Origin of the sequence: Ectopseudomonas composti (assembly GCF_001567565.1) — a bacterium.
GTDB lineage: Bacteria > Pseudomonadota > Gammaproteobacteria > Pseudomonadales > Pseudomonadaceae > Aquipseudomonas > Aquipseudomonas composti_A.
The window spans coordinates 88426-111136 of the sequence record NZ_LSSW01000022.1 but is presented as its reverse complement, the minus strand read 5'-3'; the positions used below and the strand labels follow the sequence as shown (position 1 = coordinate 111136).

Annotated in this window: 26 protein-coding genes and 1 pseudogene; 11 read left to right on the top strand and 16 right to left on the bottom strand. The window is 62.8% G+C overall.

The genetic code is table 11. The features are described from left to right. The first annotated feature begins 97 nt into the window (after positions 1-97). Positions 98-934 carry a metal-dependent hydrolase gene (locus tag PCLY_RS09735; protein ID WP_061239104.1) on the top strand — a complete coding sequence of 279 codons (837 nt, stop codon included), beginning with the start codon at positions 98-100 and terminating at the stop codon, positions 932-934. A 151-nt stretch (positions 935-1085) separates the two neighbouring features. On the opposite strand, the gene PCLY_RS09730 is transcribed toward PCLY_RS09735, so the two are convergent. Further along, on the bottom strand, positions 1086-1793 hold the full coding sequence (locus PCLY_RS09730) for a TetR family transcriptional regulator (RefSeq protein ID WP_061239103.1): 708 nt from the start codon (positions 1791-1793) through the stop codon (positions 1086-1088). Positions 1794-1909: 116 nt separating this feature from the next. Between PCLY_RS09730 and PCLY_RS09725 the strand changes: the two genes are divergently transcribed. The 3 genes from PCLY_RS09725 (at position 1910) to PCLY_RS09715 (ending at position 4792) form a co-directional block, all read left to right on the top strand. Then, complete coding sequence (locus PCLY_RS09725; protein ID WP_061239102.1) at positions 1910-3463, top strand: flavin-containing monooxygenase; 1554 nt, start codon at positions 1910-1912, stop codon at positions 3461-3463. Further along, positions 3460-4347 carry an SDR family NAD(P)-dependent oxidoreductase gene (locus tag PCLY_RS09720; RefSeq protein WP_061239101.1) on the top strand — a complete coding sequence of 296 codons (888 nt, stop codon included), beginning with the start codon at positions 3460-3462 and terminating at the stop codon, positions 4345-4347. The genes PCLY_RS09725 and PCLY_RS09720 overlap by 4 nt, the downstream gene beginning before the upstream one ends. A 196-nt stretch (positions 4348-4543) precedes the next feature. Beyond that, positions 4544-4792, top strand: a complete 249-nt coding sequence (locus PCLY_RS09715) for a hypothetical protein (RefSeq protein ID WP_061239100.1) — start codon at positions 4544-4546, stop codon at positions 4790-4792. A gap of 103 nt (positions 4793-4895) precedes the next feature. Here PCLY_RS09715 and PCLY_RS09710 read toward each other — a convergent pair whose 3' ends face one another. The 3 genes from PCLY_RS09710 to PCLY_RS09700 all read right to left on the bottom strand — a co-directional run bounded on the left by PCLY_RS09710 (position 4896) and on the right by PCLY_RS09700 (position 6548). After that, a complete protein-coding gene (locus tag PCLY_RS09710; RefSeq protein WP_061239099.1) occupies positions 4896-5111 on the bottom strand; it encodes a DUF3820 family protein in 216 nt (71 codons plus the stop codon). 68 nt (positions 5112-5179) lie between these two features. Next, entirely contained in the window at positions 5180-5773 is a 594-nt protein-coding gene (locus tag PCLY_RS09705; RefSeq protein WP_061239098.1) for a 2-hydroxychromene-2-carboxylate isomerase, read from the bottom strand. A 43-nt stretch (positions 5774-5816) separates the two neighbouring features. Next, positions 5817-6548 carry an SDR family oxidoreductase gene (locus PCLY_RS09700; protein WP_061239097.1) on the bottom strand — a complete coding sequence of 244 codons (732 nt, stop codon included), beginning with the start codon at positions 6546-6548 and terminating at the stop codon, positions 5817-5819. Between the two features lie 89 nt (positions 6549-6637). Here PCLY_RS09700 and PCLY_RS09695 point away from each other — a divergent pair, with 89 nt between their 5' ends. The 6 genes from PCLY_RS09695 (at position 6638) to PCLY_RS09670 (ending at position 10638) form a co-directional block, all read left to right on the top strand. After that, positions 6638-7204 carry a TetR/AcrR family transcriptional regulator gene (locus PCLY_RS09695; protein WP_061239096.1) on the top strand — a complete coding sequence of 189 codons (567 nt, stop codon included), beginning with the start codon at positions 6638-6640 and terminating at the stop codon, positions 7202-7204. A 48-nt stretch (positions 7205-7252) separates the two neighbouring features. Continuing rightward, positions 7253-7903 carry a YceH family protein gene (locus PCLY_RS09690; RefSeq protein ID WP_061239095.1) on the top strand — a complete coding sequence of 217 codons (651 nt, stop codon included), beginning with the start codon at positions 7253-7255 and terminating at the stop codon, positions 7901-7903. A 32-nt stretch (positions 7904-7935) separates the two neighbouring features. Beyond that, positions 7936-8253: an I78 family peptidase inhibitor gene (locus PCLY_RS09685; RefSeq protein WP_082768062.1), complete on the top strand. Its 318-nt coding sequence runs from the start codon at positions 7936-7938 to the stop codon at positions 8251-8253. Between the two features lie 73 nt (positions 8254-8326). Next, the gene (locus PCLY_RS09680) at positions 8327-8779 is read left to right on the top strand and encodes a MarR family winged helix-turn-helix transcriptional regulator (protein ID WP_061239093.1); all 453 of its coding nucleotides are present in this window, start codon (positions 8327-8329) and stop codon (positions 8777-8779) included. A gap of 360 nt (positions 8780-9139) precedes the next feature. Continuing rightward, positions 9140-9565: an organic hydroperoxide resistance protein gene (locus PCLY_RS09675; protein WP_061239092.1), complete on the top strand. Its 426-nt coding sequence runs from the start codon at positions 9140-9142 to the stop codon at positions 9563-9565. Between the two features lie 56 nt (positions 9566-9621). Beyond that, positions 9622-10638 carry an alpha/beta hydrolase gene (locus PCLY_RS09670; RefSeq protein ID WP_061239091.1) on the top strand — a complete coding sequence of 339 codons (1017 nt, stop codon included), beginning with the start codon at positions 9622-9624 and terminating at the stop codon, positions 10636-10638. 182 nt (positions 10639-10820) lie between these two features. Here the strand turns inward: PCLY_RS09670 and PCLY_RS09665 are convergent, their stop codons facing one another. The 6 genes from PCLY_RS09665 to PCLY_RS25015 all read right to left on the bottom strand — a co-directional run bounded on the left by PCLY_RS09665 (position 10821) and on the right by PCLY_RS25015 (position 15994). Then, positions 10821-12188, bottom strand: a complete 1368-nt coding sequence (locus PCLY_RS09665) for an aspartate aminotransferase family protein (RefSeq protein ID WP_061239090.1) — start codon at positions 12186-12188, stop codon at positions 10821-10823. Positions 12189-12211: 23 nt separating this feature from the next. Beyond that, positions 12212-13558 carry a glutamine synthetase family protein gene (locus PCLY_RS09660; RefSeq protein ID WP_061239089.1) on the bottom strand — a complete coding sequence of 449 codons (1347 nt, stop codon included), beginning with the start codon at positions 13556-13558 and terminating at the stop codon, positions 12212-12214. A gap of 26 nt (positions 13559-13584) precedes the next feature. Further along, the gene (locus tag PCLY_RS09655; RefSeq protein WP_061239088.1) at positions 13585-14142 is read right to left on the bottom strand and encodes a helix-turn-helix domain-containing protein; all 558 of its coding nucleotides are present in this window, start codon (positions 14140-14142) and stop codon (positions 13585-13587) included. A gap of 16 nt (positions 14143-14158) precedes the next feature. Next, on the bottom strand, positions 14159-15448 hold the full coding sequence (locus PCLY_RS09650) for an NAD(P)/FAD-dependent oxidoreductase (RefSeq protein WP_061239087.1): 1290 nt from the start codon (positions 15446-15448) through the stop codon (positions 14159-14161). Between the two features lie 79 nt (positions 15449-15527). After that, positions 15528-15827, bottom strand: a complete 300-nt coding sequence (locus PCLY_RS09645; RefSeq protein WP_061239086.1) for a protein kinase family protein — start codon at positions 15825-15827, stop codon at positions 15528-15530. Positions 15828-15847: 20 nt separating this feature from the next. Next, positions 15848-15994, bottom strand: coding sequence for a hypothetical protein (locus tag PCLY_RS25015; protein ID WP_197432168.1), 147 nt, complete (start codon positions 15992-15994; stop codon positions 15848-15850). A gap of 328 nt (positions 15995-16322) precedes the next feature. Between PCLY_RS25015 and PCLY_RS09640 the strand changes: the two genes are divergently transcribed. Beyond that, positions 16323-17270, top strand: coding sequence for an AraC family transcriptional regulator (locus PCLY_RS09640; protein ID WP_061239085.1), 948 nt, complete (start codon positions 16323-16325; stop codon positions 17268-17270). Positions 17271-17359: 89 nt separating this feature from the next. Here PCLY_RS09640 and PCLY_RS25295 read toward each other — a convergent pair. The 6 genes and pseudogenes from PCLY_RS25295 to dnaX all read right to left on the bottom strand — a co-directional run. Continuing rightward, positions 17360-17467: pseudogene (locus PCLY_RS25295) on the bottom strand (acyl-CoA dehydrogenase family protein); the annotation flags it as partial. A gap of 23 nt (positions 17468-17490) precedes the next feature. Continuing rightward, positions 17491-18639: an acyl-CoA dehydrogenase family protein gene (locus tag PCLY_RS09635; protein WP_061239084.1), complete on the bottom strand. Its 1149-nt coding sequence runs from the start codon at positions 18637-18639 to the stop codon at positions 17491-17493. 66 nt (positions 18640-18705) lie between these two features. After that, positions 18706-19287, bottom strand: coding sequence for an eCIS core domain-containing protein (locus PCLY_RS09630; RefSeq protein WP_061239549.1), 582 nt, complete (start codon positions 19285-19287; stop codon positions 18706-18708). 29 nt (positions 19288-19316) lie between these two features. Beyond that, positions 19317-19916 carry a recombination mediator RecR gene (recR, locus tag PCLY_RS09625; RefSeq protein ID WP_061239083.1) on the bottom strand — a complete coding sequence of 200 codons (600 nt, stop codon included), beginning with the start codon at positions 19914-19916 and terminating at the stop codon, positions 19317-19319. A 234-nt stretch (positions 19917-20150) separates the two neighbouring features. Further along, positions 20151-20477, bottom strand: coding sequence for a YbaB/EbfC family nucleoid-associated protein (locus PCLY_RS09620; RefSeq protein WP_061239082.1), 327 nt, complete (start codon positions 20475-20477; stop codon positions 20151-20153). 23 nt (positions 20478-20500) lie between these two features. After that, on the bottom strand, positions 20501-22612 hold the full coding sequence (gene dnaX, locus PCLY_RS09615; RefSeq protein ID WP_061239081.1) for a DNA polymerase III subunit gamma/tau: 2112 nt from the start codon (positions 22610-22612) through the stop codon (positions 20501-20503). Positions 22613-22711 lie beyond the last annotated feature (99 nt).

Sequence of the window (22711 nt, the reverse complement as noted above, 5' to 3'; positions counted from 1 at the left end):
TTGGTCTGTCGAGATTAGCCACCCACGACCCCGAATGCTGTCAGCCGGAGCCGCACAACAATCGGGAGCAGCAACTCCCCAGAAGAGGACTCGAACGATGAGCGCCAGCGCCACCCTGCCCCAGCCGAAATCCAGCTTTCCGGTCCGCCGCATGGACTTCAGCTTCAGCGAGACACCGAAATACTGGTTCTACGACGACCCCTTCATGAGCCAGTTCATGAACAACCTGTCGTCGCTATTTCCCTACGGCGAGAAGTTCTTCGTCGACAGCGTGCGCGCCGTACGTGACCAGGTCACCGAGCCGCAACTGAAGAAGGACATCAGCGCCTTCATCGGCCAGGAAGCCATGCACTCCAAGGAGCACGCGGCGTACAACGACTACGCCAATGCCCACGATATCGATCTGGAACGCCTGGAGCTGCGGATCAAGGTGCTGCTGGAATGGACGACTCGCTTCAGCACCAAGAAGCACCGCCTGGCGGCCACCTGTGCCCTCGAGCACTTCACCGCGACCATGGCAGAGCAACTGCTCAAGCGCGAAGACCTCACCACGCAGATGAACGACCCCAAGCTCTATCAGCTGTGGATGTGGCACGCGATCGAGGAGAACGAGCACAAGGCCGTCTGCTATGACGTCTACCAGCAGGTCTACGGCGGCTACTTCACCCGTGTGTTGGTGATGATGCTGACCACCCTGATGTTTCTCGGCGTGATCGGCTGGTTCCAGATCCATCTGCTGCGCAAGGACGGCCAGCTGTTCAACTGGCGCAGCTGGGGTTTCGGCCTGAAGACGCTGTTCGGTCCGCGCAACGGCTTCTTCACCAAGCTGATCGGCCCCTACCTGGATTACTACCGACCCGGTTTCCATCCCAAGGACCACGATACCGAGGCGCTGGAGAACCGCTGGCGCGAGCGCCTCGGATTCAGCAACTGATCTCAGGGCGGCCCAAGCCGCCCTTTTTCGTTCAAGTGTGCACTTCGTATGAATGCTGTAGGAGTGGCTTCAGCCGCGAACGGCATCGCGGCTGTAGCCGCTTCTACAAAAGCACTGCATACCCCGCACATCCCACAGCAGCAGGCGCCCCTCAGCCCAGTCGCAGCTGCCCCATGCTCTGCAGCACGCTGGCGCCGGTGAACAGCATGACGATCTGCTCCTCAGCCAATGCACAGATCGCCTCGCGCCGCTGCGGCTGGCCGATGTAGTCCAGCGACTGCTCGAACAGACTGCGGCTGATCAGCCCTGAAACCTGGCGCAGCGCCGCCGCGCTGACGATGCCCGGCAACAGCTTGAACTCGATGATGTCCGCAGCCATGTCATCGGCGAAATCGTTCATCACCTGGCGCAAGGCTTCGCGCAACACCGGCGAGGCGCCGTGCAGTTCGCGCACGCCGAGGATGAATGCCTCGGGGTGCTCGGCGACGAAGTCGAAGAATAGTTGCACCGTCTCATGGCAGACCCGCCGCCCACGTCCCAGATCGATACCGAGCAACTTGGGCAGCATCGGCCTCTCATCCTTCACCGCACGCTGCGCGGCCTCGCGGCGCAGGTCACGCAACGGCTGGCGCAGCAAGGTGGTGATCTCACCGATCACGGTCAGGCCGAGGTCGTCGACATCACGGAAATGCCGGTAGAAGGTGTTGGGATTGAGCCCGGCCTCGCGCGCCAACTCCCGCAACCCCAGGCTGCTGAGACTGCGGCTGGTTGAGGTGAGACGTAACGCCGCCTCCATCAACAGGCGCTTGCCAGGCGCTGAGCCGGCCTTTTCGCGTACCTGCGCGTCGTCGCTTTGCATCCTTACCCCTACCTAAAGTTGGCTTGTTGATCGGGTGGCTTGCCGATGAGTATACACATGTCTACCTTGGTAGACAGATGTAGACACCTACAAGAACGACAAGCAGGAGCTCGGCCATGAATGCGCCCGTGTCACCCCCTACCGCTGCCCGCCATTGCAAGATCGCCATCCTCGGCAGCGGCTTTTCCGGCCTCGGCATGGCCATTCGTCTCAAGCAACAGGGCGAGCAGGACTTCCTGCTGTTCGAGAGAGAGGCAGGCGTCGGCGGCACCTGGCGGGTGAACAACTACCCGGGCTGCGGCTGCGACGTGCAATCGCACCTGTACTCCTTCTCCTTCGAGCCGAATCCGAACTGGACACGGATGTTCGCCAAACAACCGGAGATCAAGGCCTACCTGGAAGGTTGCTGGGAGAAATACCGCCTGCAGGACAAGACCCTGCTGGGCACCGAAGTGGTACAGATGCGCTGGGACGAGCACGCCGAGCTGTGGCACCTGCAGGACCGCGCCGGTAACCGCTACAGCGCGCAGTTCGTGGTCTCCGGCATGGGCGCCCTGTCCACGCCTTCGATTCCCAAGCTCAAGGGCCTGGAAAACTTCACTGGTGAGGTGTTCCATTCGCAGCAGTGGAATCACGACTATGACCTGACCGGCAAACGCGTGGCCGTGATCGGCACCGGCGCCTCGGCCATTCAGTTCGTGCCGCAGATCCAGAAGCAGGTCGGGCATCTCGACCTCTACCAGCGCACGGCGCCGTGGATCATGCCCAAGCCGGATCGCGCCATTCGCGACGGCGAGCGCACCCGTTTCAAGCGTTTCCCGCTGGCGCAGAAACTCTGGCGCGGCGCGCTATACGGCATCCTCGAAAGCCGGGTCATCGCCTTCGCCTTCGCCCCGCGCCTGCTGCGCATGGCTCAGGGCATCGCCAAGCAGCACATCAAGAAGCAGATCAAGGACCCGGTGCTGCGCGCCAAAGTGACCCCGGACTACACCATGGGCTGCAAGCGCGTGCTGATCTCCAACGATTACTACCCGGCGCTGACCCAGGCCAATGTCGAGGTGATCACCGATGGTGTCGCCGAGATCCTGCCACACGGCGTGCGCACAGCCGACGGTCAGCAGCGCGACGTCGACGCGATCATCTTCGGCACCGGCTTCACCCCCAGCGACCCGTTGCCGCGCGGCACCGTGTTCGGCCGTGGCGGCGTCGACCTGCTCGACACCTGGCCCGAAGGCCCGGAAGCCTACAAGGGCACCATGACCGCCGGCTTCCCCAACCTGTTCTTCCTCATGGGGCCGAATACCGGGCTGGGCCACAACTCCATGGTCTACATGATCGAGTCGCAGATCACCTACGTACTCGGTGCCCTCAAGCAGCTCGAAGAGAGGCGGCTGCAGAGCCTGGAGCCCAAGCGCGAGGCGCAGGACAGCTTCAACAGGAAGATCCAGGGCACTCTCGGTAATACCGTGTGGAACGCCGGCGGCTGCATGAGCTGGTACCTGCACCCGGTCAGCGGGCGTAACTGTACGGTGTGGCCGGGCTTCACCTGGCGCTACCGCATGCTCACGCGCAACTTCGACCCACATGCCTATCACTTCAGCCGTACACAGGCCGTTCATCCGGCGCAGAGCAACGCCATCACCCTCGATGTGCAGGAGGTCACCGCATGAAATCCTTCGAAAACAAAGTAGCCGCCATCACCGGCGCCGGCTCCGGTATCGGCCGCGCCCTCGCCTACCACCTGGCTCGTCAGGGCTGTCACCTGGCGCTGTCCGACGTCAATGTCGAGGGCCTCAAGGAAACCGCCGAACAGGCGCGCAAGCTCGGCGTTACCGTCAGCCAGCAGCGTGTAGATGTGGCGGATCGCGCCGCTGTCGAGGCCTGGGCCGAGCAGATCGTCAACGAGTTCGGCCGGGTCAATGCCATCTTCAACAATGCCGGCGTGGCTCAGGGCGGTACCGTGGAAGGCAACGACTACGCCGACTACGAGTGGATCATGAACATCAACTTCTGGGGCGTGGTCAACGGCACCAAGGCCTTCCTGCCCTACCTCAAGACTGCAGGCCAAGGTCATGTGGTCAACGTGTCCAGCGTCTTCGGTCTGTTCTCCCAACCCGGCATGAGCGCCTACAACGCCAGCAAGTTCGCCGTGCGCGGCTTTACCGAGTCGCTGCGCCAGGAGCTGGACATGGCCGCTTGCGGGGTTTCCGCCAGTTGCGTACACCCCGGCGGCATTCGCACCAACATCGCCAAGACCGCACGGATGAACGACAGCCTGGCCAAGGTCACCGGCCAGGCCGCCGAGCAGGCACGCCAGCAATTCAACGACCAGTTGCTACGTACCACGCCAGAGCAGGCGGCGAAGGTCATCGTAGGTGGCGTGCTGGCCAACAAGCGACGCATCCTAATCGGCGCTGACGCCCGCACCCTGGACTGGATGCAGCGCAGCATGCCGGCGCTGTATCAACGCCTGGTGACCCTGTCCATGCGCCTGGCCGCCCGCTTTGCCGCAAAGCCAGGAAGCACCGACAAAGTACGTGAAGCGACCGAGTGAAATAGCTGCGCCCCCCACAGCGCCGGCGATTGCCGGCTCTGTGCGTTCGTCGGGCAACGCTCACAGTTACAGCATCTGGACTAAGGTAAGGGGACAGACGCACCACTCATCCACACGGCGCCGCTACCGGCTCCCGGCTGGAACCTCGCTGTAGCGTCGACACCGAGGGCGGCGCCTCGATCTACGAGGTGGCCTAATGAGCGCGCTTACCTGCACCCACCGCGACCACACTATCCACGCCAGTGTCATGGAACACCCAGGTTTACCGACACCCTGGGCCGGCGGTTGCCAAATCACCGATCCTGCGGGCAATACCAGCAAACGGCAGACACTGCCGCTGGATTACGCCTTCATGGATGATTTGACCAAGGCCCAGCACGCCTCCATCGCCCACGGTAAGTGGCTGGTGGACCAGAAGCTGGATCATGGGCGCAACTGGCACTGACGTGAGGGCATTGCCGTAGGCTGTCGCGGAGCTGCCAATGCTGTTCGCACCGCAATTCTGCACACGCGTGGCCGGTGCGTGCGGCATCCCCGACAAGCCGCGCTTAAGTACCCTTGCGCAGTGGATCGAGCAGCGGCTTGAGACCGTTGTGGTCGATCTCCTGCATCAGCGCCAGCAACTGACCCAGCTCTCCCTTGGGGAATCCTTCGCGGGCGAACCAGTTGAGGTAGTGCCCCGGCAGATCGGCGATCAGCCGATCCTTGTACTTGCCATAAGGCATGCGGCGGGTCACCAGGAGTTTCAGTGCTTCGGGGTTCATCGGGTGCTCGAACGGCCGGACAATAATCCGGCCATTGTGCCAGGCATAGGGCTCGGAACGGAAAGCGCCTAGACGCGAAGAGCTTCGCGAACGAAATCCAGGCGATCCTGGCCAAAGAACATCGCGTCACCGACGAAGCAGGTCGGCGCGCCGAATACACCGCGCTTGATGGCCTCCTCGGTGGTCGCCTTGAGCGCATCCTTGACCTCTACTTCAGCGATCTGCGCCTGCATTTGCGTCGCATCGAAACCGGCCGCCACCAGCACGTCCGCCACCTTGGCCGGATCGCCCATGTTCACCCCATCGACCCAGATCGCCCGAAATAGCACCTGCAAAACATCGTCGAAGCGTTCCGGCTGATGCAACTGCACAGCGACCAGCAAGCGCATCAGCGTCAGGGTATTGATCGGAAAATGCGGGTTGAAGCGCATCGGTACGCCGTAGCGCTCGGCAAAACGCGCCAGGTCGCGAATCATGTAACGGCCCTTGGCCGGAATCATCGCTGGCGAGGCATTACCCGTCGCCTGGAATACAGCACCAAGCAGCATCGGCCGATAAATCAGTTCGGCACCGGCCTCGCGACACAGAGCGGGCAGCTGGGTATGGGCCAGGTAGGAGGCCGGGCTGCCCAGGTCGAAGAAGAACTCCACCGTCTTGCTCATCAGTTTCACTCGCTCGCTAGGGTGATTGTGGGCTCAACACAGATTACCAGCGCTCCATCCACGGCCGCAGGTCCAACTCGAAAGTCCAGGCATCGCGCGGCTGGCTGTGCAGGAACCAGTAGCTGTCAGCGATGTGCTCGGGGTCGAGGATGCCATCCTGATCCTTCCTGGCATAGACCTCAGGAAAGCTGTCACGGATGAACGCGGTATCGATGGCGCCATCCACCACCGCATGGGCCACATGCACGTTCAACGGCCCCAGCTCTCGCGCCATGCTCTGCGCCAGCGCACGAATGCCATGCTTGGCACCGGCGAACGCGGCGAATCCAGCAGCGCCGCGTAAACCGGCAGTGGCGCCAGTGAACAGGATGCTGCCACGGCCACGGGCGACCATGCGTCTGGCCACGGCCTGACTGGTGAGAAAGCCGGAGAAGCAAGCCATCTCCCAGATCTTGAAGTACTTGCGTGCGGTCTCTTCGAGGATGCTGCATGGGACGTTGGCGCCGATATTGAACACCATCACCTCGATCGGCCCGATGTCACGCTCGATGTTCTCTACCAACTCAGCCACCTGCTCTTCGCGCCGCGCGTCGGATGCAAAACCGTGCGCCTCACCACCCTCGTCGCGGATTTGCTCCAGCAACGGCTGCAGCTTGTCTAGGCTGCGCCGAGTAACGCAGGCGACATACCCCTCGCGGGCAAAACGTCGGGCAATGGCGCCGCCGGTGGCATCCCCGGCGCCAATGATCAAAGCGACTTTCTTGTTCTCGTTCATGGCTTTCTCCATTAACTAACGACCGTTAGATTAACGAACGTTATGCTATGCTTTCGAGCAGGTCAATCCAGCATAGAAGGGAGCCAAGCATGCGCTACAGCGCCGAACACAAGGCCGAAACCCGCGAACGCTTGCTCGCCAGCAGCGGCGCGCTGGCCAAGCAGCAGGGTTTTGCCGTGACCGGCGTGGATGCGCTGATGAAGACCATCGGCCTGACCGGCGCGGCCTTCTACAGCCACTTCCCGAGCAAGGACGATCTGTTCGCCGAACTGATCGAACGCGAGCTGCATAACAGCCTGAGCCGACTTGGTGGCGAAGCGGGGGATACCGGGCGCGACAAACTGCAACGCTGCCTGAACGCCTATCTCAGCCTGGCGCATGTCGAGCAACCGGACAAAGGCTGCGTACTACCGACCCTGGGCGCGGAGATCGCCCGTGCCGATGAACCCGTGCGGCTGCGTACCGAGCAGCAGATTCTGCAGCTGCAGAGCGCTTGGGCCGAGATTATCGGCGACCCGCAACTGGCCTGGACGATACTCGCGCAATGCCTCGGCAGCCTGCTGCTGGCGCGCATGATGGCCAGTGATGAATCGCGCCGCCAGGTACTCGACGCCAGCCTGGACATGCTCGAACACACATTGATGCCTGTCAGCTGAACGCGGATGCCGTTAACCTAGACAGGTTCTTTCTGCCAGGATCGCCTCATGTCGCACGCCCCGTCCCCGCTGGTTGGTGAAACCCCACTGCACGCCGTCGAGGTGCGCATTCTCGGCTGCCTGATCGAAAAACAACTGACCACACCGGAAACCTATCCGCTGACGCTCAATGCGGTGCAACTGGCCTGCAACCAGAAGACCAGTCGCGAACCCTTGATGAATCTGGAAACCGGTGAAGTCGGGCGCTACCTGCGCAGCCTCGAAGGCCGCCAGCTGGTGCACCTGGTGATGGGCAGCCGTGCCGATCGCTGGGAACAGCGCTGCGACAAGCAACTGGAGTTGGTCAAACCCCAGACGGTATTGCTCGGCCTGCTTCTGCTGCGCGGCCCCCAGACGCTCAATGAGCTGCTCACGCGTAGCAATCGCATGCACGATTTCGACGATGTCGCAGAAGTCCAGCATCAACTGGAGCGCCTGATCGGTCGCGGCCTGGCCATGCTGCTGCCGCGCCAGAGCGGTCAGCGCGAGGATCGCTACATGCATCTGCTCGGCGAACCTGCCGACCTGGAAAACATCCTGGCCAACCGCCCAGCCGCTCGCGCAGAGGTTGCGGCACCTAACGATGATCGACTGGTCGAACTGGAAGCGCGCATCGCAGCGCTGGAAGAACGCCTGGCGCGCCTAGAAGGCGCGCAATGAAAGCCACACCTATGGACAAGGAGCCCAACGCGTTGAACCTCAAGACTCGTTTCAGCCTGATACTCGCCACCGCAATGCTCGCCGCCGGCTGCAGCAGCACCGCCGAAAAACCGGCCTCCATCACCACACCAAGCGGCCCGACTCCGGACAGCTGCACCTCGTCCGCTGTCGAGCACTTCAAAGGCCAGGCTGCGACGCCCGAACTGCTCGAACAGGCGCGTCAGCAAGCCGGAGCCAGCACCGCCCGCATTCTTACGCCAAACAGCGTGGTGACCTTGGAATACAACGGTCAACGCCTTAACCTCAACGTCGATGACCAACGAGTGATCACCCGCGTATCCTGCGGTTGATGCCATCGAGGTGCGGGTCAATTCCCGCACCACTTGGCGGACAACGCCAACCACCTTCGCACAGGCCAATGCCATGATCTCCCAAGTGGAACCCTGCGCCGAGCTGATGCTGGATAACCAGCTGTGCTTCGCCCTCTATTCCACCTCACTGATGATGACCAAGACCTACAAGCCCTTGTTGCAGGCGCTCGGTCTCACCTATCCGCAATATCTGGCCATGCTGGTGCTGTGGGAAAACGAGGGCATCACCGTCAGTGAGATCAGCGCACGCATGCTGACCGACCCCGGCTCTTTGACGCCTCTGCTCAAGCGCCTGGAAAGCGAAGGCCTGCTGCAACGCCAACGCAGCAGTCAGGACGAACGCGTGGTACAGCTGTACCTCACCGACGCAGGTCGTGCCCTGCACGAACAGGCCAAATCACTACCGGCCTGCATCCTCAAGGCGTCTGCCTTGAACATGGAACAGTTGGGCAAGCTACGTGACGACCTGATCGAACTGCGCAGTCATCTGCAAGACGCCCTCTGATCCCTGGCGATGCCAGCCACCGCCTGCTCCCGCTGAACCCTATAGGCCTTTCTTCGCGCGATACCTCGTGTGCGTCACATGCAACGACCTCACCGCGCACACGGGCCCGTATCCCCTGCTCGCCCTGAACCACTATGGCCTTTGAATCTGGCAAATGCCCCCTGCATCTCCTGCCAGGCATGGCGGCAACCCTTGCCACGTGCGCTTATTCCTAAAAAATAAAATCGTATAGCCAAATCTTCCATAGATTTATCTTGTGCACTAATGTTTTGCGCAATATATTTCGCTCCATGGAAACGATTAGCGCACAAAAGATTAGCGAGCCAATCCATCTCTACCCTACCGACAAGGATCAATGCCATGACCATCGAAAACGTTCTCTACCGTGCAACCGCTGAAGCCTTTGGTGGCCGTGAAGGCCGCGCCGTTTCTTCCGACGGTGTCCTCGAAATCGCCCTGACTACCCCGAAAGAACTTGGCGGTGCCGGCGGCAACGGCACCAACCCGGAGCAACTGTTCGCTGCCGGTTATTCCGCCTGCTTCCTCGGCGCCCTGAAATTCGTCGCAGCCCGCGACAAGCTGAGCATCCCGGCTGACACCTTCATCGAAGGCACCGTCGGCATCGGCGCCATTCCCACCGGCTTCGGCATCGAAGTGGAACTGCGCATCAGCCTGCCGGGCCTGGATCGCGACGCCGCGCAAACCCTGGTGGATCGCGCGCATATCGTCTGCCCTTACTCCAACGCCACCCGCGGCAACATCGACGTCACTTTGACCATCGTCTGACCGATCCGGCGCTGGGCCTCCCGGCGCCCTCGCCGAAAAGGAACAGGAACAGGAACATGAAAATCTCGCGCACACTCAGCGCCGGGCTGCTCGCCCTGGCCATCAACAGCAGCTTTGCTGCCGGCAGCCCCGGCGTGGAACGCACCACCCAAGGCTTCCTCGATGCTCTGGCCGCCGGTGGCGGTCAACCGCTGGAAACCCTCTCGCCGAAAGACGCCCGCGCCGTACTGGTCGGCGCACAGGCCAGCGTCAAGGTCGATTTGTCCGGCATCAAGATGGACACCAAGGTGATCCAGGTGAATGGTCAGTCGCTAACCCTCAAGGTGGTACGCCCAGAAGGTGCGCGCGGCATCCTGCCGGGATTCATGTTCTTCCACGGTGGTGGCTGGGTGCTGGGCGACTACCCGACCCACGAACGCCTGATCCGTGACCTGGTGGTGGGCTCCGGCGCGGCGGCTATCTACGTCGACTACACGCCGTCGCCGGAAGCCAAGTACCCGACCGCGATCAACCAGGCCTACGCCGCCACCAAATGGGTCGCCGACAACGGCAGCCAGATCGGTGTCGACGGTTCGCGCCTGGCGGTGGCCGGCAACAGTGTCGGCGGCAACATGGCCGCTGTGGTGGCCATCAAGGCCAAAGAGGCTGGCACGCCGAAGTTGCGCGCCCAGGTATTGCTGTGGCCAGTGACCGACGCCAACTTCAACAATGGCTCCTACAACCAGTTCGCCGAAGGCCACTTCCTGACCCGCGGCATGATGGAATGGTTCTGGGACAACTACACCACCGACCCGAAGCAGCGTAACGAGATCCATGCATCGCCACTGCGCGCCAGCCTGGAACAGCTCAAAGGCCTGCCGCCGGCACTGGTGCAGACCGCCGAGATGGATGTGCTGCGTGACGAAGGCGAAGCCTACGCCCGCCGCCTCAACGCTGCCGGCGTACCGGTGACCGCCGTGCGCTACAACGGCATGATCCACGACTACGGCCTGCTCAATGTCGTGGCCGAAGTGCCGGCGATACGTACCGCTCTGGATCAGGCCGCGCAGACGTTGAAAAACAGCCTCAAGTAAGCGGCTGAACAACAAACCCCCGCCACCGATGCCGGTTGCGGGGTTTTCTTTTGATCATCGTCCTTCGCGGCTGAAGCCGCTCCTACGCAAAAGCTACATCTGTAGGAGCGGCTGGGCGGCATTACGCTTTAGCTGCGGGTTGTTCCTGTCGCGGCTGAAGCCCCTCCCACCGGATCGTGAGCTTATGCCAGGCTACGCACCTGCTCCCAGGTCAGATCCAGGCACTTGCGTGCTTTCTCCACCAGTTCATCCACCTCCGCCTGGCTGATCACCAGAGGCGGCGCGATGATCATGGTGTCGCCGACGGCGCGCATGATCAGACCGTTGTTGAAGCAGTGGCCACGACAGACCATGCCCACGCCCACATCAGCGGAGAAGCGCTTGCGCGTGGCCTTGTCCTGCACCAGTTCGATGGCGCCGAGCATGCCGACGCCGCGCACTTCGCCCACCAGTGGGTGATCGGCCAGCTCACGCAGGCGCTTTTGCAGGTAGGGCGCGGTTTGCGCCTTGACCCGCTCGACGATGCCTTCTTCCTTGAGAATGCGCAGGTTCTCCAGGCCCACCGCCGCCGCTACCGGGTGGCCGGAATAGGTGAAACCGTGGTTGAAGTCGCCGTGCGCCTCGATCTCCTCGAACACCTTGTCGCTGACGATCAACCCGCCCATCGGCACGTAGCCCGAGGTCAGGCCCTTGGCAATGGTCATCAGGTCGGGTTTCAGATCGTAGTACTGACTGCCGAACCACTCGCCCGTCCGGCCGAAGCCGCAGATCACCTCGTCGGCGACGAACAGGATGTCGTACTTGGCGAGGATTTCCTTGATACGCGGCCAGTAGGTTTCCGGCGGGATGATCACACCGCCTGCGCCCTGGATCGGCTCGGCGATAAAGGCCGCCACGTTTTCCTCGCCCAGTTCGAGAATCTTCTTCTCCAACTGATCGGCAGCCCAGATGCCGAAGGCTTCCGGGGTCATATCACCGCCTTCACCAAACCAGTACGGCTGCGGAATATGGGCGATGCCCGGGATCGGCAGATCGCCCTGCTCGTGCATGAATTTCATGCCGCCGAGGCTGGCGCCGGCCACGGTGGAGCCGTGGTAGCCGTTCTCGCGGCCGATGATGATCTTCTTGCTCGGTTGGCCCTTGCATGCCCAGTAGTGGCGCACCAGGCGCAGCATGGTGTCGTTGCCTTCAGAGCCCGAACCGGTGAAGAACACATGGTTCATGCCGGCCGGCGCCAGCTGGGAGATGGCATGAGCCAGCTCCAGCACTGGCGGGTGGGCGGTCTGGAAGAAGGTGTTGTAGAACGGAAGCTGCAACATCTGTTTGGAAGCTGCAGCGACCAGTTCCTCACGGCCATAGCCGACGGCCACGCACCACAGGCCGGCCATGCCATCGAGGATCTTGTTGCCCTCGCTGTCCCACAGGTGCACGCCCTTCGCTTCGGTGATGATGCGCGGGCCCTTCTCGGCCAACTGCTTGTAATCACTGAACGGCGCCAGGTGATGGGCCTGGCTCAGTGCCTGCCAGTGGGCGGTCTTGGGGTTGTTCATGGCGTCTCCTTCTATCCGTGACATCACAGGTACCAGCGGTATTCGCGCGGGCTGATGTCGTGCATGAAGGCCAGGTGATCCTGGCGTTTGTTCTCGCAATAAACCATGACGAACTCGCTGCCCAGGCCGGCGGCGACCCGCTCGCTGGTCTGCATGCGGCGCACGGCGTCGAGCATGTCCTTGGGAAAGTGGACGCCACTGGCGCGGTCGTCATTCAGGGGTGCGATGGGCTCGACCTTGGCGTCGAGGCCCTGCTCGATACTGCTCAGCAGCGCCGCCAGCACCAGGTAAGGGTTGGCGTCGGCGCCTGGCAGGCGGAACTCCAGGCGCAGGTTGCGCGCGTCCGATTCGGGAATGCGCACACAGGCGTCGCGATCCTCGAAGCCCCAACTGGCCTTGCTCGCCGAGTTCACCTGGGCGCCGAAGCGGCGGTAACTGTTGTGGTTCGGCGCGTAGATCGGCATCAGTTCCGGCAGCAGTTCCAGACAACCGGCCACGGCATGGCGCAACGGACGCTGCGCATCACGGGCCAGCAGGTTGTCGCCCGCCTCGTCGTACAGGCTGACGTGGATATGCATGCCGCTGCCCGGATACTGCAGATACGGCTTGGCCATGAAGCTGGCGCGATGGCCATGCTTGAGCGCCACGCCACGGGCCACCCGGCAGAACAGCGCCGACCAGTCGGCCGCCTGCATCGGGTCGGTGTTGTGGCTGAAGTTGATCTCGAACTGCCCCGGGCCGATCTCGGCGGTGATCACCGTGGTATCGATGCCCTGCAGACGCGCGGTCTCGCTGATGTCGTCGAGCACCTCGGCAAAGCGCGAGAGGCGCTCGATGTGCATGTTCGGCTGGTCGTCAGCATCGCCACTCAGATCATCGCGCGGGTACTGCGGCAAGCCGTCCTTGAGCGCCTTGTCGAACAGGTAGAACTCCAGTTCGAAGGCCACCACCGGACGAATGCCACGCGCCGCCAGACGCTCCACCACCCTCGCCAGCACCTCGCGCGGCTCGAATTCGATGGGCGCCTCGGTGCCATCAGAGCTGATCAGCATCTGCCCCAGCGGTTGGCGCTCCCAGTTCACTGGTTTGAGCGTGCCGGGGATCAGTCGCCGTGGCGCGTCCGGGTCGCCATCATGGAAGCAATAGTCACCAATTTCGTAGAGGCCGCCCTGGGCACCGAGCAGCACGCAGTTCTGCGGCAACTTCAGGGCACTGCCGGCGGCGACCTTCTCCAGCATCTCGATGGGGTAGCGCTTGCCATAGAAATGCCCGGGAATGTCCAGGCAGATCAGGTCGACGAAGCGCACCTCGGGGTGGGCCTGGCGGAATTGGCGGACTTCGTCGAGCAGCTCGACTCGGATGGCGTTCATTGTGGTTATTTCCGGTTCACGGGAGGTCAGGTGTAGATCCACAACACCCGTGCGGGGGTGTCGCCTTGGTTGGCATAACGCAGGTGCGCATAGCTCGGCACCTGGAAAACATCGCCGGGATAGAGGGTGGCGCTCTGTTCATCCTCGCCCAGCCACAGCGTTAGCTGGCCTTCGAGCACGTAGCCGGCCTGCTCGGAGCGGTCGCTCATCTGCCGCTCGCCGCTGCTGGCACCGGGTTCGAGCAGGCTGTCGACCACCATGAAGGCGCCCTGCAAGGTTGGCGAGGCCATGATGTCGGTGATGCCACCGGCCAGGTACAGGGTGCGGCGCTCGTCGGGACGGGTGACCCAGTCCAACGCCTTGGGCTTGGGCAGGCTGTAGAAATAGGTAGTCGGCACGTCGAGCGCCTCGGCGATGGCAGTCAGATCAGCCACCGTCGGCCGCGACAGGCCGCGCTCGACCTGCGAGAGAAAACCCACGGAGCGACCGACGCGCTCGGCCAGCTCGTTGAGGGTGACCTTCTTGTGCTTGCGCAGGTCATGGATAAGCACGGCCAGTGCCGCCATTTCCAGATGGTTGTCCATATCAGGGCTGTCCATTTCAGAAGCTGTCTCTCAGTCGGTACCAGGCCTTGCCGATGGCCTCGAGCGGCGCCGCCAGGCGTTCGCCAAATGGAAATGCGGGGTTGCGCAGTTGCTGATACAGGGCCAGTTCATCGTCATGGCCGAGGATCGCGTCGCTGACTGCCCGAGCCGCCGCCAGCGTCGGCAGCACGCCATGGCCGGAGAAACCCTGCAGCCAATAGCGGCCATTCTCGCCGCCAATATCCGGGGTGCGCGCACGGGTGATATCGATATGCCCGCCCCAGGCGAAGTCGATGGCTACGCCTGATAATTGCGGGAAGACGCGCTCGAGGAAAGGCCGGGTGGCGGCTGCCATGTCCCTTGGCAAGCCGCCCAGGTAGGTGCAGCCGCCGCCGAACAGCAGACGGTGATCCGGAGTGCGGCGGAAGTAATCGAGGACGAACTGGTTGTCGGTGACGCAGGCATTGCGCGGCAACAACGCCTCGGCGCGTTCTGCGCCCAGCGGCGCGGTGGCGATCTGGTAAGTGCCTACCGGTAGGATACGCCGCGCCAGACACGGCTCCAGGCGATCGATATAGGTGTTGCAGGCCAGCACCAGTTGATCGGCCTGCACGCTACCCTGCTGGGTACGCACTCGGTAGCGGCCGCCCTGCGCCTCCTGGCTCAACGCACGGCTCTGCTCGAAGATCTGCCCACCAGCGCGAACGAAGGCCTCGGCCAGACCGAGCGCCAGCTTGAGCGGGTTGAGGTGCCCCGCCTCGGGGTCGTAAAGCCCGGCCTGATAGCGCTCGCTGGCAACCCACTGCGGCATCTGCTCGCGGGAGACGAACTGCAGAGCGCGGTGCCCCCACTTATAGGCGGCCTGCTCCTGCCACTCATGCAGCAACGCCACGCGCCGCGGCAGCACCGCCGTCCACAGATGGCCACGCCGGTAATCGCAGTCGAAACCATGGCGCTGGGGCAGTTCACGCAGCTCGTTGGCAGCCCAGACCATGCCACTCCAAAGACGCCGCGCACGCTCGACGCCAAGCGCCTTTTCCAGCGGCGGCATATCGCAGGACCAGCCCAGAATCGCCTGCCCGCCGTTACGACCGGAGGCGGCCCAGGCCACGCGACTGGCTTCCAGCAGAATGACCTTGCGCCCCACTTCGGCCAGACGCAAGGCAGTGTGCAGGCCACTGAAACCGGCGCCGACCACCAGTACATCGCACTGCAACTCACCTTGCAGGATCGGATGATGCTTCAGTCGATCACTGCAGCTTTGCGCGTAGTAGCTGTCGACGTGCTCACTGGCGTGGCAAAACATAGACGACTCATGAAATTTAAATTAATTAATTTCATGAAAATCTATAGAGATAAATTCACAAAGGCAAGCCTGAGCGGCCTCAGGCAACCTGTCGCTTCAACTCCATACCGCATTCGAGATGACTGAACAGCCCCTCGTCTATCGCCGCGGCGATTACCTGACGCAGTCCCTCACTGCCAAGGAAAGCGTCGCGTGCCGCTGCCGAACTCCAATGCCCTTCGACCTGCCAGGTCAGCGAGTCGCCATGCAGGGCAGACACACTCAGGCGTTCACAGCCCGGAATATCCCGGCCGACCTCATGCAAGCGCGCCAGGCATCGCCCCAGCCGGATCGAGCGGTCGTGGCGAGCGCGAACGGTCATACGGTGAATGATGCTCATGGCAACCTCCTGGAAGTGAATCAGTACACACCGGCAGCGTTTCGCTGCAGAACGTGGGGTGCTGCGTCCGGCTCTGCAAAAGCCGCCTCGCCGACGGCCCTGGAATCGAGCCAGGCCGTGGCGAGCAACAACAGCGTCAGCGGCGCGATCAGCCATCTGGCGGACATGGCGCGCTCCTTGAGTGACGTAAGGGACACCGCTTAGCGGGTGACAGGGCTACTGCTGGCGTTCGGGCCGACACAGGGACACGGCGCGATGACTGCAACGATCAGGCAGAACGTCATCAGGGCGTTAGTCGATTACTGGCAAATTCTTGCCTAAAACTGCATTACCTGAATCTGCCGCAGGCAGCTAGATCGCTGCGCAAGATATCTTGAAACACCCCGCATCACTGGTAATTTGCCCATTACTGGCAAATATTTGCCTAATCCTGCCGCACCCCATGACTTGCCTGAAAAACCTGGCTAGGCTGCGCTGACTTTCTGGAGGCGCGCCATGCACTCATCCATCCATACCGCCACAAATCTCGACACGCCCCTTGCCGAACTGAGCCATGAAATGGCGCGCCTCGTCGAACGCTTCGTCCCCGAGGACGGCCTGCACCTCACTGCCATTCCCGGTCTGAAACTGGCGCGTGCGACGACGCCGAGCCTGCCGATGCAGACGGTGTACGACCCTTGCCTGTGCATCATCGCCCAGGGGCGCAAGGAGATCCGCCTGGGCGACGAACTCTACGTCTATGACCCGCTGAATTATCTGGTGGCATCGGTGGTGCTCCCGGTGACCGGCCGGGTAATCGAAGCCAGTCCGGAGGCGCCCTATCTGAGCCTGGCACTGGAAATCGACCCGGCACTGATCAGCAGCCTGCTCACCGAAATGCCGCCCATCCCGGCACCGGATGCCGCCTCACAACGCGCGCTGTTTCTCGACCGCTTAGACCCCCGCCTGCTGGATGCGGTGATTCGTCTACTGCGACTGCTGGAGACTCCGCGCGACATCGCCATGTTGGCGCCATTGGCCCTGCGCGAAATTTTCTATCGCATGCTGCTCAGCCCGCAGGGCCATCGCCTGCATGAGATCGTGATCGCCGACAGCCAGAGCCAGCGCATCTCCCGCGCCATCGAATGGCTGCGCAAGAACTTTGATCAGCCGCTACGCATCGAGGAACTGGCCCGCGAGGTGAACCTGAGCCCATCCACCCTGCACCATCGCTTCAAGGCCGTGACGGCGTTCAGCCCGCTGCAGTACCAGAAGCAACTGCGCTTGCAGGAAGCTCGCCGGCTGATGCTGTGCGACAACCTTGAGGCGGCAGCGGCCAGTTACCGCGTGGGCTATGAAAGCCCATCGCAGTTCAGCCGTGAGTACAGTCGCCTGTTCGGCGACCCGCCACAGCGTGACATCGCCCGTCTGCGCCAGGCAGCGCAGAATCAGCAAGCATCCTGATAGACATGACATCGTGGGAGGCGCTTTAGCGGCGAGCTTTACCGCCTCTTTAAGGCTGATCGCGGCTAAAGCCCCTCCCACAGAAGCGGCTACAACCCCATCTGCTTGGCAATGATCTCGTTCATGATTTCCCGCGTGCCGCCGCCGATGGAGAGAATGCGATTGTCGCGGTACAGGCGCTCGACCAGGGATTCGCGCCATAGAGGCCCAAGTACCGCGTCTACAGCCCCATCTGCTTGGCAATGATCTCGTTCATGATCTCCCGCGTGCCGCCGCCGATGGAGAGAATGCGGTTATCACGGTACAGGCGCTCGACCAGGGATTCGCGCATGTACCCCATCCCCCCCATGATCTGCACCGCATCGTAGGTCAGCCGGTCGGCGATATCGGTGGCGAAGTTCTTGGCCATGGAGATTTCCTTGATCACGCTCCTGCCAGCCGCCATCTGCGCAGCCTGGCGATAGGTGAACTCGCGCGATACCTCCAGTTGCGTGGCCATCTCGGCGAGGCGGTGCTTGAGCACCTGGAACTTACCCACCGGCTTGCCGAACGCCTGGCGCTCGTGCGCCCATTTCAGGGACTCCTCCAGCGCCAGTTGCGCGGTCATGTTGGCCATGATCGCTAGGCTCAGGCGCTCACTCTGAAAGTTGGCCATGATGCAGGCGAAACCGGCGTTCTCCACGCCGATCAGGTTCTCCACCGGCACCTGACAGTCGTCGAAGAACAGCTCGGCGGTGTCCGAGGCCCACCAGCCCATTTTCTTCAACTTGCGGCCGACGCTGAAACCCGGCGTGCCCTTCTCCACCAGCAGCAGGCTGACGCCGCCGAAACCCTCGCCGCCGGTGCGCACCGCCACCGTGTAGTAATCGGCACGTATGCCGCTGGTGATGAAGGTCTTGCTGCCATTGATGCGGTAGTGATCACCGTCACGCACGGCGCGGGTCTTGAGATTGGCCACGTCGGAACCGCCTGAAGGTTCGGTCACCGCCAGCGCCATGATCTTCTCGCCGGCTAGCACCTGCGGCACCACGCGCTCACGCACCGCCGGCTTGGCCCACTTGAGAATCGGCGGCAAGCCGATATCCAGCGAACCGAGCCCGGCCACCAGGCCACCGGAGCCGCTGCGCATCAGTTCCTCGCTGGCTGCCACTTTGGCGAACACGTCACCCTCATGGCTGCCGCCGTACTGCTCGGGGTAGCCGATACCGAGAATGCCCGCCGCGCCAGCCTTGAGGTACAGCTCCCGAGGAAACTCCTCGGCCTCCTCCCATTCATCGATAAACGGCAGGATCTCGCGCTCGACGAAACGCCGAACGGAATCACGAACCAATTGATGGGATTCATCGAAATGCGACAGAACGGCGGCCATGCGGGTGCTCCCGTTATTGTTTCGGCCACCCTAACCTAGCGCTTGCTTGGTTTTCAAGCGAGCGTTTTATTCTGGCTCACGCAATGCCTTTCTCACCCGCTCGCCCATCTCGTAGGCAGGCCCTTCCACCGCCTGGAAGTCACGGGTGTAGCGCTGGGCGAAGCCATCGGTGCCCCATTCGCGGTACTGCTGCACATGCCAGAGTTCATGCGCCCACAGCGCAGCATCCTGCGCGGCGGCAGCGACGTCGCGAAACACCACCACATCGACCAGGGTCACGGCCTGCACGTCCGGGTTCTGCAGCATCACGGTAGCGGCATCCATCTCATCGGTGATACCGACGCGATAGCGCACCTCATCGAGCAAGGCGTCGTCGTAGAACGGCGCAAGCTGGGCGCGAATCATCAAAGGAATGGGCTCGGTGCCGGCGCGTAGCGCCGCCTGGCGAGATTGCAGCAACCAGGCTTCGAGACGAGCCGCGGCCATGTTCAGGCCGCCTTCGCGCACCCGCACAGGATCCGGCACGCACAGGCAGGAGGCCCCGAGACAGACCTGAACCTGCCCGCTCGGGCACTGGCCGGCCTGTACGGCCAGCGGCGCGCCAAGCAGGAGCAGCAGACTCATACGACGCAGAGTGTCAGCGATCACGGGCACTACGGGTCCGGCGGTTGGGGTAACTACAGACTGATCGGACGGCGGCCAGCCAGGGCGTGCGCCAGAGTCCCGCCATCGACCAGCTCCAGCTCGCCACCCAGCGGCATGCCGTGGGCGATACGCGAGGCCACCAGGCCCTTGCCGACGAGAATCTGCGCGATGTAATGCGCCGTGGCCTCACCTTCCACCGTCGGGTTGGTCGCCAGGATCACCTCACTGAAGGCGCCGGCCTCGATGCGCTCGAGCAACTCGGGAATACCAATGGCCTCCGGGCCCAGACCATCGAGTGGTGACAGATGGCCCTTGAGCACGAAGTAGCGCCCGCGAAACCCGGTCTGCTCAACCGCGTGCACATCCATCGGCCCTTCCACCACGCACAGCAAACTGTCGTCGCGGCGCTCATCCAGGCACAGCTGGCACAGCTCATCCTCACTCAGGCTGCGGCAGCGCTTGCAGTGCCCCACGCCTTCCATCGCCGCGTTGAGCGCCTGCGCCAGACGCTGACCACCGCTGCGATCACGCTCGAGCAGTTGCAGGGCCATACGCTGCGCGGTCTTCTGCCCCACACCGGGGAGGATGCGCAGGGAGTCGATCAACTGGCGAATCAGGGGACTGAAACTCATGGAATTCCTACAGAGTCGTAGCCCGGATGCAATCCGGGAAATCGTGTATGCCGTGTTTCCCCGGATTGCATCCGGGCTACAGGCCCGCCCTTGATGACGGTGCCAGAGTGGCGATCAGGCGGCGTGCAGGGCAAGGCGCCGACGAGCGAGGAACCGCAGTGTGCTGCAGCACATGAGGATTCCGAGTTCGCCGGCAACGCCGCCATGTGCGTCGACTGGACGGCACGAGGCCTGTCAGAAGGGCATTTTGAAGCCTGGGGGGAGCTGCATGCCAGCCGTCATGCCGGACATCTTCTCCTGGCTGTTCTGCTCGACCTTGCGCACCGCGTCGTTGACCGCAGCGGCGATCAGGTCTTCGAGCACTTCCTTGTCTTCCTGCATCAGGCTGTCATCCAGGGAGATGCGCTTGACGTCGTGACGACCGGTCATCACCACGCTGACCAGGCCGGCACCGGACTGGCCGGTGACTTCGGCATTGGCCAGTTCTTCCTGCATCTTCTGCATTTTTTCCTGCATCTGCTGAGCCTGCTTCATCAGGCCTGCCATGCCACCTTTCATCATCTCGGTATCCTCGGTGTTCAGAATTAACTGGGGGTATCGATAGGTTCGATACTGTCATCGCGAATCTTCGCGGCGAACTGCTGAATCATTTGCTGCACCAGCGGATCGGCATGAATGGACGCCTCGGCACTGCGCTGGCGTTCGGCGCGGCGACGGGCAGCCGCCTGCGCCGGGGTCTCCTGCTCCGGCTTGCACAGCTCGATGCGCAGTTTGATGCTGCGCCCCTGCTGCTGGTTCAGCGCATCGTTCAGGCGACGCTGCTGAGTCGGGTTGAACAGCGCGCTGTGCGCGGGATCCAGGTGCAGCAGCCAATCGTCGCCGTTGGCCTCGATCAGGGTGCAGTTGGCCGCGATGCTACCGGTCATGCCGCCAAGGCCCAACTGCGGGAACAACGCCAGCCACTCTGCCGCCAGACCGGTTGCCGGCTTGGCGGCCGGCAACGGCTCTTCGACCACAGGTGTCTCGGCTTCGGCGTGGCCAAAATCGTAGTCGAGCGTTTCGGCGTCCATCTCGACATAGTCGTAGTCGCCGGGCGGCGGTTCGTCATCAGCGCCATCGACGTCCACGACAGGCTGCACAGGCGCGCTAGGCGCTGGCGCGGCCACCGCTGGTGTTTCCGGCGCTTGCGGCTGTGCACGCTCCACCTCAGGCGCAGCAGCGGATTGAACAGCCTCCACCGCAGGCTCTGCAGGCGTGGCAGTTTGCCAAGGCACATCGACAACCAAAGGAGCGACGGGCTCAGGCGCAAAATTCGCTGCCGGCGCGGCTGCGGGCTCAGCCTGCGGCGGCGGCTCGCTCACGACGGGCTCCGGGGCCGGCGGCGGCGCTACCGGGCTTGCTTCAACCGGGACGGGAGCAGGCACAGACGCTGCAGGTATGGCCATCGGCTCTGGAGCTGGAGCTGGAGCTGGAGCTGGAGCTGGAGCTGGCGAGGAGACCACAGGAGCAGGAGCCGGCATAGCGGTGCCGGCCACTGGATTCTGTTGGGAATCAGCAGTGGCCTGGCTGATCCCCAAGGGCTTTAGCGTGACCTTTGGCGCATCGTCGGCTCCCGCCGGGCGGAAGGCCAACATCCGCAGCAGCACCATCTCGAAGCCGCCGCGTGGCTCAGGTGCCAGAGGCAGATCACGACGACCGATCAGGCCCATCTGATAGTAGAACTGCACGTCCTCGGCCGGCAGCGCCTGGGCCAGCTGCAATACCCGCTCACGGTCGCCCTGACCATTGTCCACGGCATCGGGCAGCGCCTGAGCGATAGCGACGCGGTGCAGGACGTTGAGCATTTCCGAGAGCACGCCATTCCAGTCCGGCCCCTGCTCGGCGAGATGGCGTACCGCCTCGATCAGAGCGCGCGCATCACCCTCGATCAGAGCGTGCAGCACACCGTAGACCTGGCCGTGATCCAGCGTACCGAGCATGGCACGCACATCGGCCGCCAGCACCTTGCCCTCGCCGAACGCGATGGCCTGGTCGGTCAGGCTCATGGCGTCACGCATCGAACCATCGGCAGCACGGCCGAGCAGCCACAGGGCATCGTCCTCGAACGGCACGTTCTCGGCGGTCAGTACGTGGGTCAGGTGCTCGACCACCCGCTCCGGCGGCATGTTCTTCAGCGAGAACTGCAGGCAGCGCGACAGCACGGTGACCGGCAGTTTCTGCGGGTCGGTGGTGGCAAGGAGGAATTTGACGTGAGGTGGCGGCTCTTCCAGCGTCTTCAACAGCGCGTTGAAGGAACTGGTGGAGAGCATGTGCACTTCGTCAATCAGGTAGACCTTGAAGCGGCCACGACTCGGCGAATACTGCACGTTGTCGAGCAACTCGCGGGTGTCTTCGACCTTGGTACGGCTGGCGGCATCCACTTCGATCAGGTCGACGAAGCGCCCTTCATCGATCTCCCGGCACACCGAGCAGGTGCCACAGGGGGTGGAGCTGATACCCGTTTCGCAGTTCAGGCACTTGGCGATAATGCGCGCGATGGTGGTCTTGCCCACCCCGCGCGTACCGGTAAACAGGTAGGCGTGGTGCAGGCGCTGGCTATCCAGTGCGTTGATCAGGGCTTTGAGCACATGAGTCTGGCCGACCATTTCGCGGAACGAGCGCGGACGCCATTTACGTGCAAGAACCTGATAACTCATGGAAAACCGTCATGTGAGGAAAGCAAAAGTGGGCTAATCCTAGCGGAGCAACCGGCAAATTGCATCCGCCAACCGAACCCGGTAGACGTCGCACGCGAA